The following is a 14,259-nucleotide window of genomic DNA, read 5'->3' on the forward strand; positions in this document are numbered from 1 at the left end:
GTGTGCGTTGTGGGTGCACTCGGAGGATGCAGCGTCTTCGGGATGAGCGGTGAGAAGGCGAAATGGTCGCAGGTGACGTTGAGTGCCAGCGACGAAGTGAACAACAACAGCGCCGTCGCTGTGGACATCGTCCTCGTGAGCGACGACGCATTGCTTGCCCGTATTGCCGAAATGCCGGCCTCAAAATGGTTCGCGGGTCGCAACGATCTGGTGAATACGTATCCGAAGAATCTGCGGTATCGCGGCTGGGAGATCGTGCCGGGCCAGCGCGTCGAAGTGAATGGGGACGATTTTGCCGGGCCGCGTGTTGCCGGCGCGTTTGTATTTGCCAATTACGAAGGTCCGGGCGCGCATCGCGTGCGGATCGAGCACTTCAGCGGCCACATGGTGGTGCAGCTCGAAGGCAACAACTTTTCCGTTCTGGATGCGAAATGATGCATGACGCCAACATGGCGGTGACCGACCGTATCGAATGGTTCGAGGGCATGCTGCTCTCGCCGCAGCATTTTCAGCAGATGGCTTCGCGTATCGATTCGCTGGTGGCGTGGCAGACGCTGGCGGCCGCGCCGTTCAGCTGGGGCGTGCGGCGCCTCGTGTTCGACCACGGCTTGTTGCCCGCAGGTCTTTTGCGTGTGCTCGAACTCGACGCGATCATGCCCGATGGCACGGCCGTGACCTACGATGCGCACGCAGAAGGCGCGGTGCGCCTCGAACTGGCGCTCGAACCGTTCGCGGCCGCGCTCTCGAATGGTCCGATCGATTTCTATCTGGTGTTACCCGTTGCGGCTTCGATGCGCCGCAGCGCGCAGGTTAAGCGCTTCCGTTCGAGTATGAGCGCGCCTGTCGAGGATCAGGTTTCCGATGCGCCGCCCGCCGATATCCCGCGGCTGATGCCCAATCTCGCGCTCGCGGCGGGCGAACTGCCTTCGGCGATGCACGTGTATCTGCGGCTTGGCTCGCTGTACAAGGACAACGAAGTGGTGCGGCTCGGCGAACATCTGCCGCCGCTGCTGGAAGTGGCGCGCGACAATCCGCTGTGGACCAGCGTCGCGTCGCTGCTCGGACAATTGCGCGGCAAGGCTGCATTCGTTGCGCGACAAACGGCGAACCCTTCGTCCAAAGTCGACGACCGGTTGACGCAGCTGGAACTCAAGGACCGCTTGCGCAGCCTGCTGAGCGCATTGCCGCTCGCCGAAGCGACGCTGCGCACGCCGCATCTGCATCCGCTTTCGCTGTATCTGTCGCTGGCGGCGCTTAACGGGTCGCTGGCGATGCTCAAGCCCGGCGGCCTGCCGCCCGTACCCGCCGACTACGATCATGCCGATCCGCTGTCGGTATTCACGCCGCTGTTGCGCTCGCTGCGCGAATCGATGTCGGAAGTCAACGAAGAGTATCGCGAGCACAAGTTCGAATTCCGTCACGGTGCATTCGAAATCTCGCTGCATCCGGACTGGATCGGCGAGCGTCTTGTGGTCGGCCTGCGCGGCCAGTCGGATCGCGATCTGCTGGCGTGGATGGACGGCGCCGTGATCGGCTCGCAGTCGGTCTATGCGTCGTTGCGCAGCCGCCGTGTGCTGGGCGCCGCGCGGCGCGGCATCGACTACGCCGAGGATCTCGGCTTGCGTTCGGGCTCGGGCTACCTGCTGTTCGAAGTTCAGGCCGAGCACGCGCTGGTGCTGGCGAGCGAGCTGCTGGTGATTGGCAACCCCAACGAGGGCGCGAGTGCGCAGCGGCCGCAGGAAATGCTGCTGTTCGTGAAGGGCTGACAGCGGGATAACCGCGCGATGAAGCGCGCAACGATGGCAGCGACCACGTACGCGCACAAACAGGCAACGATCAAGGCAAGCTGAGCATGGCACGCAACCGACCCGAACCCGAAGAAGACGATCTCGTGACGGAACAGTTCCGCACGTTTCTCGACGAGCTAGTCAGGGCGCAGACGCGATTTTCCGAGTTGCCTGATGCCGACCCGGACCTCGCTGCGCAGAGCATGAGTCGTCATCTGCTCGATCTGCTCGAAATCCAGACACTGCAGTCGCGGCGTGACAGCACGCGCTTCGAGATGGAGACGATCGCCGATGCCCGCTATCTGAAAGCGGTCCTCGCCGACGAAATACTGCTGAACTCGCTGTGGTCCGGGCGCGATCGCTGGACGGGCTATCTGCTCGAATCGACGCTGTTTCGTACCAACGTCGCGGGCGATCAGATTTTCCGTCGCATCGAGCAATTGCTGTCGGACCGCGAACCGTCGGACCGCAATCTCGCGCGGCTCTATCTGTTCGCCCTTGCGATGGGCTTCCAGGGGCGCTTTCGCGATACCGACGCGGCGGCGCGTCTGCGCAGCTATCGCGAGGAGCTCTACGAGTTTGTCTATCAGCGCCGCCCGGATCTCGGCGGGCGTGAGCGTGTGTTGTCCGAGGCGGCTTATGGCAACACGTTGTCGCATGTCGCGCCGCGCAAGCTGCCGACTGTGAGCCGCTGGACCGTGATTCTGATGCTCGCCGCAGTGTCGCTGCTTGCGATTTCCGAAATGCTGTGGCTGTGGCAGTCGTGGCCCGTACGCGACGCGCTGCATGCCGACCCGGTGACGGGGAGAAGTTCATGAATGTTCGCTGTTTTATGCCAGCTTTCGGGCCTGACGTTGTGCTTTCGATGCCGTCGCGCGGATGCCTGTCATGTGTGGGAGTGCGTCCATGCTGACGAGCAACCTGTTTCTGCTTTCGATCGCGCTGCTTACGCTCGTCGTATGCGTCGTGCTTGGCGCCGTGCTGTATTTCGCGGTCCACGGTTCGCACGCGAAGCCGCAAACCGAGCGCAAGATCGTGCGTCTGCGCTCGGACTCGCTCCGCAGCGCGTTTCGCCAGGCGGTCGAACTGATCGAAGGCAATATCGCGACGCGTGCCGAGCGCTACAACATTCCGTGGATCATGATCCTCAACGAAGGAGACGATCCACGACCACTGCCGATCGCCCAGGCGGGCGTGGCCAGCGTGCTCGGTGCTGACGCAGCGAGCCCCGCCGCCACACAAGGCATCTCGTGGCATTTCTTCGACCGTGGCATCGTGGTCGATATCAAGGCGACCTATCTCGGCTCGCCGGATGACGATGGCGACGGCAAGCCGTGGGACGAGTTTCTCAGCCTGTGCCGCAACTACCGGCAGCAGCGTCCGTTCGATTCCGTCGTGATCACGGTGCCGGCCGCCACGCTGCTCGCCGACAACACGGACGCGCGTCTCGAACTCGTACGCCACGCGAAGCTTGCGCATCGCCGTCTCTGGCTTGCACAGAACCGTTTCGCGATGCGCTTTGCCGTCTACGTGGTCATCACCGGCTGCGAGGCCTTGCCCGGCTTCTCGACCTTTGCGCGTGCGCTGCCGGAGCCGATGCGGGCCAGCATGCTCGGCTGGTCGTCGCCCTACGATCTGTCGACGACCTATCAGCCCGACTGGGTCGACACGGCGATGAACAGCGTGATGCGTTCGGTTTCGGATGCAAGCGCCGAACTGTTCGCACTCGATTCGGCACATCTCGACGCGCGGCAGTTCCTGCAACTGCCTTCGCGTATTGATGCGATGCGTGCTCAACTGCAGCTCTATGTCGACGAGTTGCTGCGCGCGAGCGCGTACCACGAACCGTTCTTTTTCCGTGGCATCTACCTCACAGGCGACGCGAGCGAATTCGCGCAGTGGAGCGTGACGCAGGGCGGGGAATCGTTGGCGCAACTCGAGGCGTTACCGCCGGCATCGGGGTCGCAACGCGACAGTGTCATGTTGTATGCGGACGGCGCGGCAGACGAACCCGCCGATGCGAACATGGGGGACGGACGTCAGGAACCGGGCGGCGCAATCAACGACCTGATGTTGCAGCCTGCTTTCCTGCGTGACCTCTTCGAGAAGAAAATCTTCCTCGAATACGGGTTGACGCGCCCGTCGCGCTCGCAGCATCTGACACGCCCGGTGATGAACCGCGCGCTGCGCTGGGGCAGCATTGCGCTGCTCGGTGGCTGGGGCATCGGTCTTGTCGTCGCTACCGTGCAGCTGAGCCACCGCAATGGCGAACTCGTCGCCGCGCTCGGCTCACTGCGTCGCGATGCAGGGGAGCGCGCCGCGGCTGCGCAGCGAGGCCAGGAACTTCCCGCCGACTGGTATCGCCGCAAGGCGCTGGCGCTCATCGTGCTGAATCAGAATCTGAAAACTGACAGCACGTGGACGGTTTTCATGCCGGGCTCCTGGAGCATCGTCGATGACCTGAGCGCACGCGTGAAGGAGCGCTTCGAGCGTGAGTTCGGCGAAATCGCTGTCGCCGCGCTCGAGCGCGAGATGTATGCACGGGTGAGTCAGCTGACGGGTGTCGGACGCGATCCGAGCACGGGACAGCTGATCGCAGGCGACGACTGCACAGCGCCTGGCGGCATGCGTGCCGATGCCGGCGCTGCACCGAGCCTTGCCGTCGAAGACCTTCCGCAGATGCGCGCATTGCAGCTCTACGTGAACAACGTCGACCAGTTCGACGCCGCGTTGCAGGCCCTGCAACGGCTCGAGCATCCAGCCGCCGATAACGCCGACGCATTGCGCCTCGTGGTGCGTTACGCGCTGGGTGCGGAGTTGCAGGGCAACGTATCCGGGAGCCTGCCGTATTTCTATCGCGAGCAGAATGGAATGACTGCCGTGCGCACGTCGAGTATTGATCTCGTGCCCGTGCAACAGGCGTTGCGCTGTACGCTCGACAAGGGCGCACAGCAGGTCGATAACGGACTGTTCACGAACAATCCTCTGCTGGTGGCCGAGCGTACGGTGACGGACAACCTCAACGCGCTCTCCGTCTCCGACGCAGGCGCCAGCGACTTCTCCAAACTCACGGCGGGTTATCGGGCGGTGGTGGCGGGTATCGATGCGCAGCGCGATCTGCTCGCTTCGGGTAAGGGAGGCTGGCTGCATCAGGCGCAATTCACGCCGGGTCCGGTCTACGATCGCACGCTCATGCGCGTCGCGCAGAACCGTCTGCTCGGCGCGGACCTCGCGGCACAGATCCGTCAACGGGATGACACAGGCTTCCAGGCGTTCCGTAGCGAACTGGCGCTACGGTTTGGTGGCACCAATAGCGGAATCGTCTGGATCGACAAGGACGCGCGATACAGCATCTCGCCCGATCGCGCCGCCATGCGTGACAGTCTGTCGAGCTTGCTGAACCAGCCGTTCATGGTCGCACCGCGCAATCGCGAATTGCCGACCTTGGCCGATGGCTCGACGATCGTCTGGGACCGCGCGCAACTCGACCAGGCGCTGGCCCTTGGCGACGTGCGCAAGCGTTTCCTTGCCGAAGGCATGAACACCATGCCCGCAGCAATGCGCCCCGCGATCGAGGAGGCGCTCGATCTTCAGTTCGCGCGCCTGATTCTCGATCAGACGGCGGCTGCGGCGACCGTCACGACGGCGCAGAGCGATCAGGACAGCGCCGCGTTCGACGCCGCGCGCGTGCGGCTCGCGCGTATCGAAGCGCTGCTGACCGAGCTGGGCGCAAACGCGCAACTCGAAGACCTGGAAATGCTCGTGTCGGCCGATGCGATCGTGCATTTACAGCGCGTCGACAATGCGCTTACGCAGTCGGAGCTCTACATGACGCGCCAGGATAGTGGCAGCGATGGCGCGCGCGGCGGACGCGCGCCCGTGCTGGCGGCGTTCGGCGTTCCCGACGCCGCTTCGCTCGCCCCCTATCTGGACCAGCAGGCGGCGCGGGCGTTGTCCCTCGGCAAACAGGCTTCCGTATATCTGACCGCGCTCGACGCGAGCAGTGCAACGGCACCGCTGGTGCAACGCTGGCATGCTATCAATCGCGATCTCGAACGCTATCAGCTCAAGAATCCGAACAGCAGCCTGTTGCGGCTCGAACAGTTCGCGCTGTCCGTGGCGGCGGACCCGGGGCCGGCTGGCTGCATGTCGAAGTTCACGGGGCGGCCTTCCACGAATGGTGAAGGCGACTACTTCGCGATCCTGCACGCGAGGCTCTATGACCGTTTGCTTGCACGTTGTAGTGAGTCTTACGTGTTCGACCTGCGTCAGCGATGGGCGAATTTCGCTTCGGCATTCAACGAGACCGTGGCCGGTCGTCAACCGTTCGACAACAGCAGCATGATTCACGTTGCTACGCGTGCCGACGCGGTGTCGGCCGATTTTGCCGAACTCGGGCAGGTGCTCAAACGGTATGCGCCTGTGTCAGATGCGTTCCATGCAACGCGCGGCAATGCTGCGCAGGCGAACGTAGCGGGCGGCAAGCTGCGTCAGTTCATCGACAATTTCGATCAGGTCAGAACGCTGCTCGCGCCGCTGTATCCGTCCGACGACGGCGCGCCCAACGGTTACGACCTGAATGTCGAATTTCGCGCCAACCGTGGCGGGGAGATCGCGGCCAACCAGGTGATCGACTGGACATTGACGGTCGGCTCGCAGAGCATTTCGATGAATGAAGCGCCGCACACGGTGCACTGGGACTACGGCACGCCGGTCTCGCTGGTGCTGCGTTTTGCAAAGGATTCACCGCTGACGGCAACGGCCGACCCGCAACAACGCGCGCTGTCGACGGACGGCCGCACACTGACGTGGCAGTTCTCCGACCCATGGGCGCTGATCTCGTTCATCAATCGCCAACGTGTCGCCGATACCAGCCTGCGCGGCGACAGCACCGCGCAGTTGCTGAAATTCGATTTCCCGCTTGGCACCGTCGATCCTGCCAATCTCGCTCTCTTGCCAAAGCAGGCGCACGGACGCGTGTTCGTGCGGCTTGCGCTGATGCCCGCCGGCAAGAAAACACCGTTGCCGTGGCCCGGCAGCTTCCCGGTGCGCGCACCGGACTGGACCGCGTTATGAAACAGTCGTATCCGATGGATGTTGCTACCGGCCTCGAAGTCGATCTGGAGGCGTTGCTTGCGCCCGTGCCCGAGGGTGATGGCGCAGGCGTGTCGCTGCGCTATGAACCGGTGTACCAGCAGATTAGCGACGCGCGCACGCACGACGATGCGAGTGTGCCGATGGGCGAATGGGAGCGTCCGCTGATCAAGGCGGACTGGAAGCGCGTCGCGGCGCTGTCAACGGAAGCCCTCTGCACGCGCAGCAAGGATTTCCAGCTCGCGGCCTGGCTGTGCGAAGCGTGGACGCATCAGTACCGCATCGAAGGTTTTACGGCGGGCACGCAACTGATGGCGATGCTCGCAGAACATTACTGGCAAAACGCATGGCCCGCGCTCGAAGACGGCGACGCCGATGCGCGTGTCGCGCCGTTCGTCTGGCTCAACGACACCCTTGCGCTGGTGCTGACCTTGCATGTGCCGCTTCTTACGATCGAAGGGCGCGAACCCGCACACGTGAATCTGGACGAATGGCAACGCGTCATCATGGAAGGCAGCGACGAAGACGGTGCCGGACTCACGCGAGACCTGCTCGACAAACACGTCACGCAAGGCAATAACCTCGCCGCATTGACGAGGCTGCATCAGCAACTCGACATTGCGCAAGAGAACTGGCGGGCGTTCGAGCGTCTGCTGGACGCACTGCTGCAACACGATGCGCCGCACCTTGGCCGTGTAACGGACGTATTGACGCGGCTTTCGCGCGCCGTAACCAGTCTGCTTGGCGATCGTGCAATGCAGCTGGCGCCGCCTGCGACGCAGCAGAACGTACCGGCGATCCGGGTGGACAACGTTGCGCATACGAGGGCGGAGCTGCCGTCCTGGGAGAACGGGATGAGTGATGTGTTGCAGGATGCACCGGTTGGACTGCAGTCTGCCGTGTCGCGGGACAAGCCCGCTTTTGCGGGTATCGAAAGCCGCGCTCACGCGTATCAATTGATCGAACTGGCAGCACAGTATCTGACGGAACACGAGCCGCACAGCCCCACGCCATTCCTGTTGAAACGCGCGGTCGCCTGGGGGCAGATGTCGCTGCCCGAACTCATGCGCGAAGTTGTACGGATCGACGGCGATATGTCGCGGTTTTTTGCGATGCTTGAAGTCGAGTGATGTTCGCACTTGTCGTTACATTCCGCTCCGTACGGGTGGTCCGAGAGTGCCTGATTTAACGAAAACTAAAGGCCCCCGCAGTGGCGCGGGCGGCATGGAGAGACTGCGATGGCAGTGGGATTCGAGTTCGCGACTGGCTGGGACATTTATAAGCTGAAGGATGGGGTCAATCCCGTTCACGGTACGGCTATCAACGACCAATGGATTTCGGCGAATACCACGAATTACCCCAAGGCAGCCGTCGTGAGAGGTGGCCTGGGCTGGTCAATGACGGTCGACGGCACAGAAATCGAGTGGGTAGTAAAGGAAGTGGAAGAGAACGAGGCGGGAGCCATTCAGCTGACGCAGGTCATGAACGATCTGACGCGCTTCGTTGGCATGCTCAACAAGCGGAACATGCAGAGCTTTCTCACGGCGGCCGACTTCCCGATTGGTACGTTCCGCGCGCCCAACGACCGCTTCATTATTCATATCAAGCAGGACATGCGGATGAAGCCAATCGAGGCGATCACGCAGGTGACGGGCGGCATCCGGCTGGCACGCGTGCGCAAGCTTTGGCGGCTGCTAGCTGATCCGAATTCGCATTTCGCGAAGGTGATATTCGGCGGTGAAGGCGGCGGTGCGCAGGGATATGCAGGCCTGCTCAAGCCCATCATTCTTGATCACACGAACATGCGCGACCCGAACTGGCCGGATCACGTGCCGAGTGCGAAGATGCGTGGGTTGCTGACAATGATCATGACCTACCTCCGGCGCGGCTACTCGCCGGCCCAGCAAGGCGTGGGGGCAGTAAAGTACCTTTTCCTGCTGATGTCTCGCACCAGCTTCGGTGCCCTCTTCAAGGACTTGCCGCAAGAAGAGCAGGTCCATTACGGTGGTGATGAAGGCAAGGCGCAATGGGTTGAGTATGTGTGCAAGCACCTGATGTCGAGAATGTCGAACATGCCGGCGACGGGGGTTGATCCGGACGGAATGGTCGTCGAGCGTAAGATCACTGACCGCGGGAACCTGGCGACTGCGCCCGTGACACTGCCTATCACGCGCAAGGCGTGGCTGGCGGAGATGGTGGAAGGCAACGACCTGTTGAGCGCCGCTGCGCATCCGTTGGGCGGCGACGATAACGATCTGTGGGCGGATAGCAATCCCGAGTTGGGCCATCGTCTGCGTGGGCTTGCAGGCTTGGGCGACAAGATGGATACCGTGATGTACGGAGGACGCGAAAACAAGGCGGCGATCATCGAATTTCGCGCGAGGCAGGCCGCACTCGAATATTCCTTGTGGCCCGGATATGCGGCTGCGATGCATAGCTTCATCACGGAAATCAACGAGGGAGAACGGCATGGTGTGATTGACCTGGCGCCGCTTGCCTAGAGCAGATGGATTGAAACTGATGCGCGCGTTTATAGCGGCATTGGAGATGCGGGGTGGAAGGTAAGCGTGCAAGGCGAGAAACCCGTGTTCGAGCGGGGAGCGTTCGCACGATGCATATGGGTAGGACTGGGAAGACGGACCAGGGACGCTGCGTGGCACGCAGCGTCATAACGGTTAGACCATGCCAGTCGGGCGGGCCGGACTGAACTTGGGAAAGAGCACCTTGTCTTGAGTGGGCGTGGCAGCAAAGGCGGAATAAGCCGTCGTCGCATCGTGCGCGGTTGCGAACTCGATAAAATGCCAGCGCTTTCCAGTATGAGGATCCCTGAAGTCGAGCGGGTCGTGTTTAATGAATCTTGGGAGGCTGACGAACTGTTTGTGGACCTCCTTGTGCTCGTTGTTCGTCGAGCAACCAATGCCAAGTACCACGGTCTCGTTACGGACTGCGAGTATTGCGCTCGGCTGGATGTTGCCTTTAACTAGTAACTCCCGGGTACGCAAGACATCTCGCATTCCAAGATATGCCTGCCCGGCAATATCGTCGGTGGTGTGGTGCGAGTTGATGAGTACGTCGTCCGGTGAAGCACGGAATGATGGGTCCTGGAACTGCGCCTGCGCGGCGCCCGGTGTGTGGAGGTCATAGATCAAATCGTCATTCACCATTGCCAGGTCTACGGTGACGGCGCCGTAGAGACTATTAAACGCGTATCCACGCGTTGAAATTGCTGGATGGTTCGATACTCCCGTTGAGACAAAGCGCTTGCTGCCTCCCCAACCGCGAGTATGTGAAAGGATCTGTTGAGCTATTGTCAGGTCGGTATTCACCACCACTGCATGCATGTGGCCGCCGATCTCTTTGTCAATTGCCCGATCGCTCTGCAAGACAGCGATAAGGGGGAGCCCTCTCGCGAGGTTCATTGCGTCAAATCCGTTCAGTCCGCGACTCACATAGCGACGCACGAAAGTGCGAGTGTGGTTGACGAATATATAATGCCGCTTGTGCGGATCATCGCGGCGGTAATAGATGTCTTTTCCATTCACCCGTCTCGCGCCTGTTGTCACGAACCTCGAATCTTCCAGAAAGATCATGCCGATCTTTCGTTTTACCCCTCCCATTCTCCCGAAAACGTTATAACTATTGCCTATCCGCTCGAGCTCTACGTTCCCCTCCGCATTGCGCATGATTTCCTGCAGAAGCGCAGGCCAATCGCCAATATTCAGGTAGCGCTTCTCGTACCGGTGAAGAACCTCGTGCACTTTTCGTCGGCGTACACGAAGTTCAGCTTGCATTGCGTTCAATGCAAGTCCGCTTTCGGCTTTGCGGACACTCTTATCATCATTAAACGCGGCCGAAAGGTACGCAACGATCGGATCGAAGGCGTGATCAACATTCCGGGACAAAAAGATATTTGTCGCGCATTTGTTTCTCTCTCTTTTTTTTTCTAAGATTTTAGGCTTACGCTACAGGGATAACATTACCGAATCCCGTCATTTGGATCAACGCGCAGGTCAAAAGCAGTTTTTCTAAAGGTGAATTTAGGTTGCAACATGATCTAAGTCGCTTGATTAGTCGTGTGCATTGCCGATAAGGAGGACGAAGACGTTCAGGTTCGCAACTGACACGGTGACAATATGCTGAGGCTAGTATTTGAGTTAGCGTCCAGAGCCGAGATGACGAACTGCAGAGATCAATGATCTTGATCTGACGTTCGTTGCCTATGCGGGGCAGATTTGGTAGCTGCTCGCTTCGGAATTCAGACGTTGGGCAACGAATGCTCTGGTCATCATCTCGCGGCCTAAGCTCAGGCGACTACCTGGACAACGGCAAACTACTGACAATCTTGAATCGATTTTCGCAAAAATTCTAAAGGCATTGATATGCGTCGCTGTCGCACGCGTAAAGTCCGCTTGGGGGGCTGTCTAATCATCGCGGTTCGAAAATCAGTCGCGAAGCATATCGCCCACTTCCTCAGCAGACTCAACTCCGTACGAGGGCATTGCGCAACTAACCGTCTGGCGCACGACCATGTAAGCGAGCTCCGCCAAAAGACCTGCCGACAGGAAAGAGCCCCTTCGGGGCGAAGCGGTACCTCGTCAGCGATCTCGCGGGTTGCCGGACCAACGCAGGTGCCGTAGATCGAAGGAAAAGTGTCACCGGCCTTGTCTAAAAAGTACGGGGCGGAGCGCTTGCAAGTTGACACATTTCCTCGGGAGCGTTAAAAACCTTGGGGTTTCAGCGCAGGGCGCCTAGGATTCCGCCAATCAAGGCCGCCGGAGTTGGAGATGAAAATCACAATTCGCGTCGAGATCACCACTGATTGGGATGAAACAGATACGTTCGAAATCTGCCAGCTCGAACGTGCCTATCGCCAACTTGAGCCAGAGAAGGTCGGGTTGTCGTTGGCCGAAGGAAAAGATTTGCTGCACAGGCTCCAGAAGGTTGTGGTCGCAGCGCAAGCTGAAGAGGTCTGCATGCTGCGACGCTTCTGTACCCGCTGTCACCGGTTCCTCGAACTCAAGGATTGGCGGCTCCGGAAGGTGGATACGGTCTTCGGCACCGCGCCCTTTCGCAGTGCCCGGATTGTCTGCTGTCCGTGCGAGACGCCGTTGCAGATGGAGTATCCGTACAGTCCGATGACCGAATTCATTCCGGAGCGGGCGACCGCGGAACTACTATCGCTTGAGGCCAGGCTTTCGGCACAGATGCCGTATCGGCAGGTCGTTACCATGATGCGCGAGTTCCTGCCTGCGCGGGCGACGTTGAACCATGTGACCGTGCGAAACAGGGCGCTACGCGTCGGTGCGCGTATAGAAGCGGTTCAGCCAGCTGCATGTCGCGCCCCGAAGGAGGAGACGGAGTGGACCCTGACCATCGACGGAGGATTCGTTCGAGGGCGACGTAAATCTGAATGTTCCAGCTTTGAGGTTTTAACGGGCCGCTTGAGCGCCAGAGGGCAGACGTCGCGCGTATTCGCGTTCGTGAGAAACAGGTTGCCGGATATCGTGGCCCGGCTCACCACCCTTGTGAAGACCACAACCGGAAGCGATCAACCGAAACTGTCGGTCATCACCGATGGTGCCAATGGCCTGCAGTCAATCGCCTGTCGATTGCCGTTTTCTCCTACACCTGTCCTGGACTGGTTCCATATATCAATGAGGGTGAGGTATCTCGAGCAGATCATCAAGGGCATGCGTGCACGAACGGAAACGGAAAAGGCCGCCCGACGTGTGCTGATCTCCCGCGTTGACAAGCTGCGCTGGTGCTTCTGGCATGCCAAACTGGAGAAGGCGAAAGACAGGATGCAAGGCATCCTGCTCCTCTGTCGGGTGATCGTGCCTGAAACGCCGGGCGTTGTAGAAAGTCTGTTGCAGCTCGACTACCGGACCCGAGAGCTTGTGGAATACGTCGAAGCGAATGGCGGCTCAACGATTAACTACGGCGCACGACACCGTCGCGGCAAACCTATCTCGACCGCCACGGCCGAGTCTGCAGTCAATCAGGTACTCAATCAGCGCATGTGCAAGCGTCAACAGATGCGCTGGTCTCCGATCGGCGCTCATCTGCTTGCACAGGTACGATGCGCTGTCATCAACGGTGACCTTGTTCAAAGACTTGCGAGATATGAGCCACCAAGGAAACCATTGTCGCGCGAAGCTGCCGGGTTCCTGGAGCAGCTCGGGTTGGCATCGCAGTTACAACCCCAAGGTTTTTAACGCTCCCGAACGCGATCAGCGACAGAATCAGCCCGGCAGGGCTGCCCATCTGCGGAAATGACGCGAAGAATGTCTTGCGCCCTTGCGGCGCATGTTCGCTCGCCATCAGCACCGCGCCGCCCCATTCGCCGCCGACGGCAATCCCCTGCAATATGCGCAACAGGACCAGCAGAATCGGCGCCCAGATGCCGATCGTCGCATAGCCCGGTAGCAGACCAATGCCTGTCGTCGCGATGCCCATCAGGAACATCGTCAGCACCAGCATCTTCTTGCGTCCGATCCTGTCGCCGAGATGGCCGAAGACTGCGCCGCTCAACGGTCGCGCGACGAAGCCGACAAAGAAGGTCGCAAACGACGCCATCGTGCTGACGAAGTGATTGGTGCCCGGAAAGAACACGTCACCGAGCACAAGCGCGGCGGCCGTTGCGTACCAGGACGAACTGATCAAAGACCTTGGCAATCGCTACGAAATTGCCAGAACGAACATCAAGAAGTGGTAGGTCGGCTCGCCCATCCAGGCGCCACTGGATGCAATGGACAATATCTTCAAAAAGCATGAAGTAAACGCGGACAACGTTAGATCCATCATTGTGCGCGTTGCGCACACAGAGGCGCGGATCGTAGACAACCGTGAAATCCCTGATATCTGCTTGCAGCACATGGTATCGGTCATGCTGCTCGATAAGACCATCTCGTTCCAGGCCGCGCACGATAAGTGCCCGTATGAGCCGTCCCGACGTCTTGCGAGTCCGCGCTAAAGTCCAGCTCGTTCCCAGCGACGAATTGGAAGCTCTGGAACCGGCCAGGCACGCGATCGTCGAAATTACCCTGAATGATGGAACGGTTCTAACCGACCATGTCGCACATGTCCGCGGCACGGCCGACAACCCCATGGACCACAGCGAGGTGGTGCGAAAGGCGACGGACCTCATTGAACCCGTTCTGGGCAAAGCAAATAGCGCTGGCTTGATCGAAAAGCTAACGAGCCTTGAAAAACTCAACGATCTGCGAGGGCTGCGCCCATTTCTTCAGAAGGCCTAACGCAGTTCTCGAGGGACACGACTGAGCGGAAATAGCTGACCTCTGCCTGACGCACTCGGCCCAGGTCAACCCGCTGTCGCCGTCCCCGTCGCTCAACCGCTCAACCCGAAGGTTCGGTTTCC

At 60.3% G+C, this 14,259-nt stretch carries 9 protein-coding genes and 2 pseudogenes; 8 read left to right on the forward strand and 3 right to left on the reverse strand.

Annotated elements, in window-relative coordinates; all coding sequences use genetic code 11:
• Positions 1 to 135 precede the first annotated feature (135 nt).
• The 6 genes from H1204_RS53110 (at position 136) to H1204_RS44430 (ending at position 9,382) form a co-directional block, all read left to right on the forward strand.
• A complete protein-coding gene (locus tag H1204_RS53110; RefSeq protein WP_346015777.1) occupies positions 136 to 435 on the forward strand; it encodes a hypothetical protein in 300 nt (99 codons plus the stop codon).
• Positions 432 to 1,766: a type VI secretion system baseplate subunit TssK gene (tssK, locus tag H1204_RS44410; protein ID WP_180735345.1), complete on the forward strand. Its 1,335-nt coding sequence runs from the start codon at positions 432 to 434 to the stop codon at positions 1,764 to 1,766. Before H1204_RS53110 ends, tssK begins: the two co-directional genes overlap by 4 nt.
• A gap of 86 nt (positions 1,767 to 1,852) precedes the next feature.
• Positions 1,853 to 2,605 carry a DotU family type IV/VI secretion system protein gene (locus H1204_RS44415; protein WP_180735346.1) on the forward strand — a complete coding sequence of 251 codons (753 nt, stop codon included), beginning with the start codon at positions 1,853 to 1,855 and terminating at the stop codon, positions 2,603 to 2,605.
• An 88-nt stretch (positions 2,606 to 2,693) separates the two neighbouring features.
• Entirely contained in the window at positions 2,694 to 6,863 is a 4,170-nt protein-coding gene (locus tag H1204_RS44420) for a type VI secretion system protein (RefSeq protein WP_180735347.1), read from the forward strand.
• Positions 6,860 to 8,011, forward strand: a complete 1,152-nt coding sequence (tssA, locus tag H1204_RS44425) for a type VI secretion system protein TssA (protein ID WP_180735348.1) — start codon at positions 6,860 to 6,862, stop codon at positions 8,009 to 8,011. Before H1204_RS44420 ends, tssA begins: the two co-directional genes overlap by 4 nt.
• Positions 8,012 to 8,119: 108 nt before the next feature.
• The gene (locus H1204_RS44430; RefSeq protein ID WP_180735349.1) at positions 8,120 to 9,382 is read left to right on the forward strand and encodes a hypothetical protein; all 1,263 of its coding nucleotides are present in this window, start codon (positions 8,120 to 8,122) and stop codon (positions 9,380 to 9,382) included.
• Between the two features lie 174 nt (positions 9,383 to 9,556).
• Here the strand turns inward: H1204_RS44430 and H1204_RS44435 are convergent, their stop codons facing one another.
• Positions 9,557 to 10,783 carry a hypothetical protein gene (locus H1204_RS44435; protein WP_180735350.1) on the reverse strand — a complete coding sequence of 409 codons (1,227 nt, stop codon included), beginning with the start codon at positions 10,781 to 10,783 and terminating at the stop codon, positions 9,557 to 9,559.
• A gap of 882 nt (positions 10,784 to 11,665) precedes the next feature.
• Here H1204_RS44435 and H1204_RS44440 point away from each other — a divergent pair.
• Positions 11,666 to 13,103: pseudogene (locus H1204_RS44440) on the forward strand (ISKra4 family transposase); the annotation flags it as partial.
• Here H1204_RS44440 and H1204_RS44445 read toward each other — a convergent pair.
• Together H1204_RS44445 and H1204_RS44450 are read right to left on the reverse strand one after the other, a co-directional pair.
• A pseudogene (locus H1204_RS44445) lies at positions 13,104 to 13,556 on the reverse strand (MFS transporter); the annotation flags it as partial. It lies immediately after the preceding pseudogene.
• Complete coding sequence (locus H1204_RS44450) at positions 13,495 to 13,806, reverse strand: hypothetical protein (RefSeq protein ID WP_180735351.1); 312 nt, start codon at positions 13,804 to 13,806, stop codon at positions 13,495 to 13,497. The gene H1204_RS44450 and the pseudogene H1204_RS44445, both read right to left, overlap by 62 nt.
• A gap of 13 nt (positions 13,807 to 13,819) precedes the next feature.
• Between H1204_RS44450 and H1204_RS44455 the strand changes: the two genes are divergently transcribed.
• On the forward strand, positions 13,820 to 14,137 hold the full coding sequence (locus tag H1204_RS44455) for an MmgE/PrpD family protein (protein ID WP_180735352.1): 318 nt from the start codon (positions 13,820 to 13,822) through the stop codon (positions 14,135 to 14,137).
• The last annotated feature ends 122 nt before the right edge of the window (positions 14,138 to 14,259 follow it).

This window comes from Paraburkholderia sp. PGU19 (assembly GCF_013426915.1).
In the GTDB taxonomy this organism is placed as follows: domain Bacteria; phylum Pseudomonadota; class Gammaproteobacteria; order Burkholderiales; family Burkholderiaceae; genus Paraburkholderia.

Excerpts from the sequence above, each read along its gene's own strand:
- tssK (WP_180735345.1), top strand. The coding sequence starts at position 432 with ATGATGCATGACGCCAACATGGCGGTGACCGACCGTATCGAATGGTTC.
- H1204_RS44415 (WP_180735346.1), top strand. The coding sequence starts at position 1,853 with ATGGCACGCAACCGACCCGAACCCGAAGAAGACGATCTCGTGACGGAA.
- H1204_RS44420 (WP_180735347.1), top strand. The coding sequence starts at position 2,694 with ATGCTGACGAGCAACCTGTTTCTGCTTTCGATCGCGCTGCTTACGCTC.
- tssA (WP_180735348.1), top strand. The coding sequence starts at position 6,860 with ATGAAACAGTCGTATCCGATGGATGTTGCTACCGGCCTCGAAGTCGAT.
- H1204_RS44430 (WP_180735349.1), top strand. The coding sequence starts at position 8,120 with ATGGCAGTGGGATTCGAGTTCGCGACTGGCTGGGACATTTATAAGCTG.
- H1204_RS44455 (WP_180735352.1), top strand. The coding sequence starts at position 13,820 with ATGAGCCGTCCCGACGTCTTGCGAGTCCGCGCTAAAGTCCAGCTCGTT.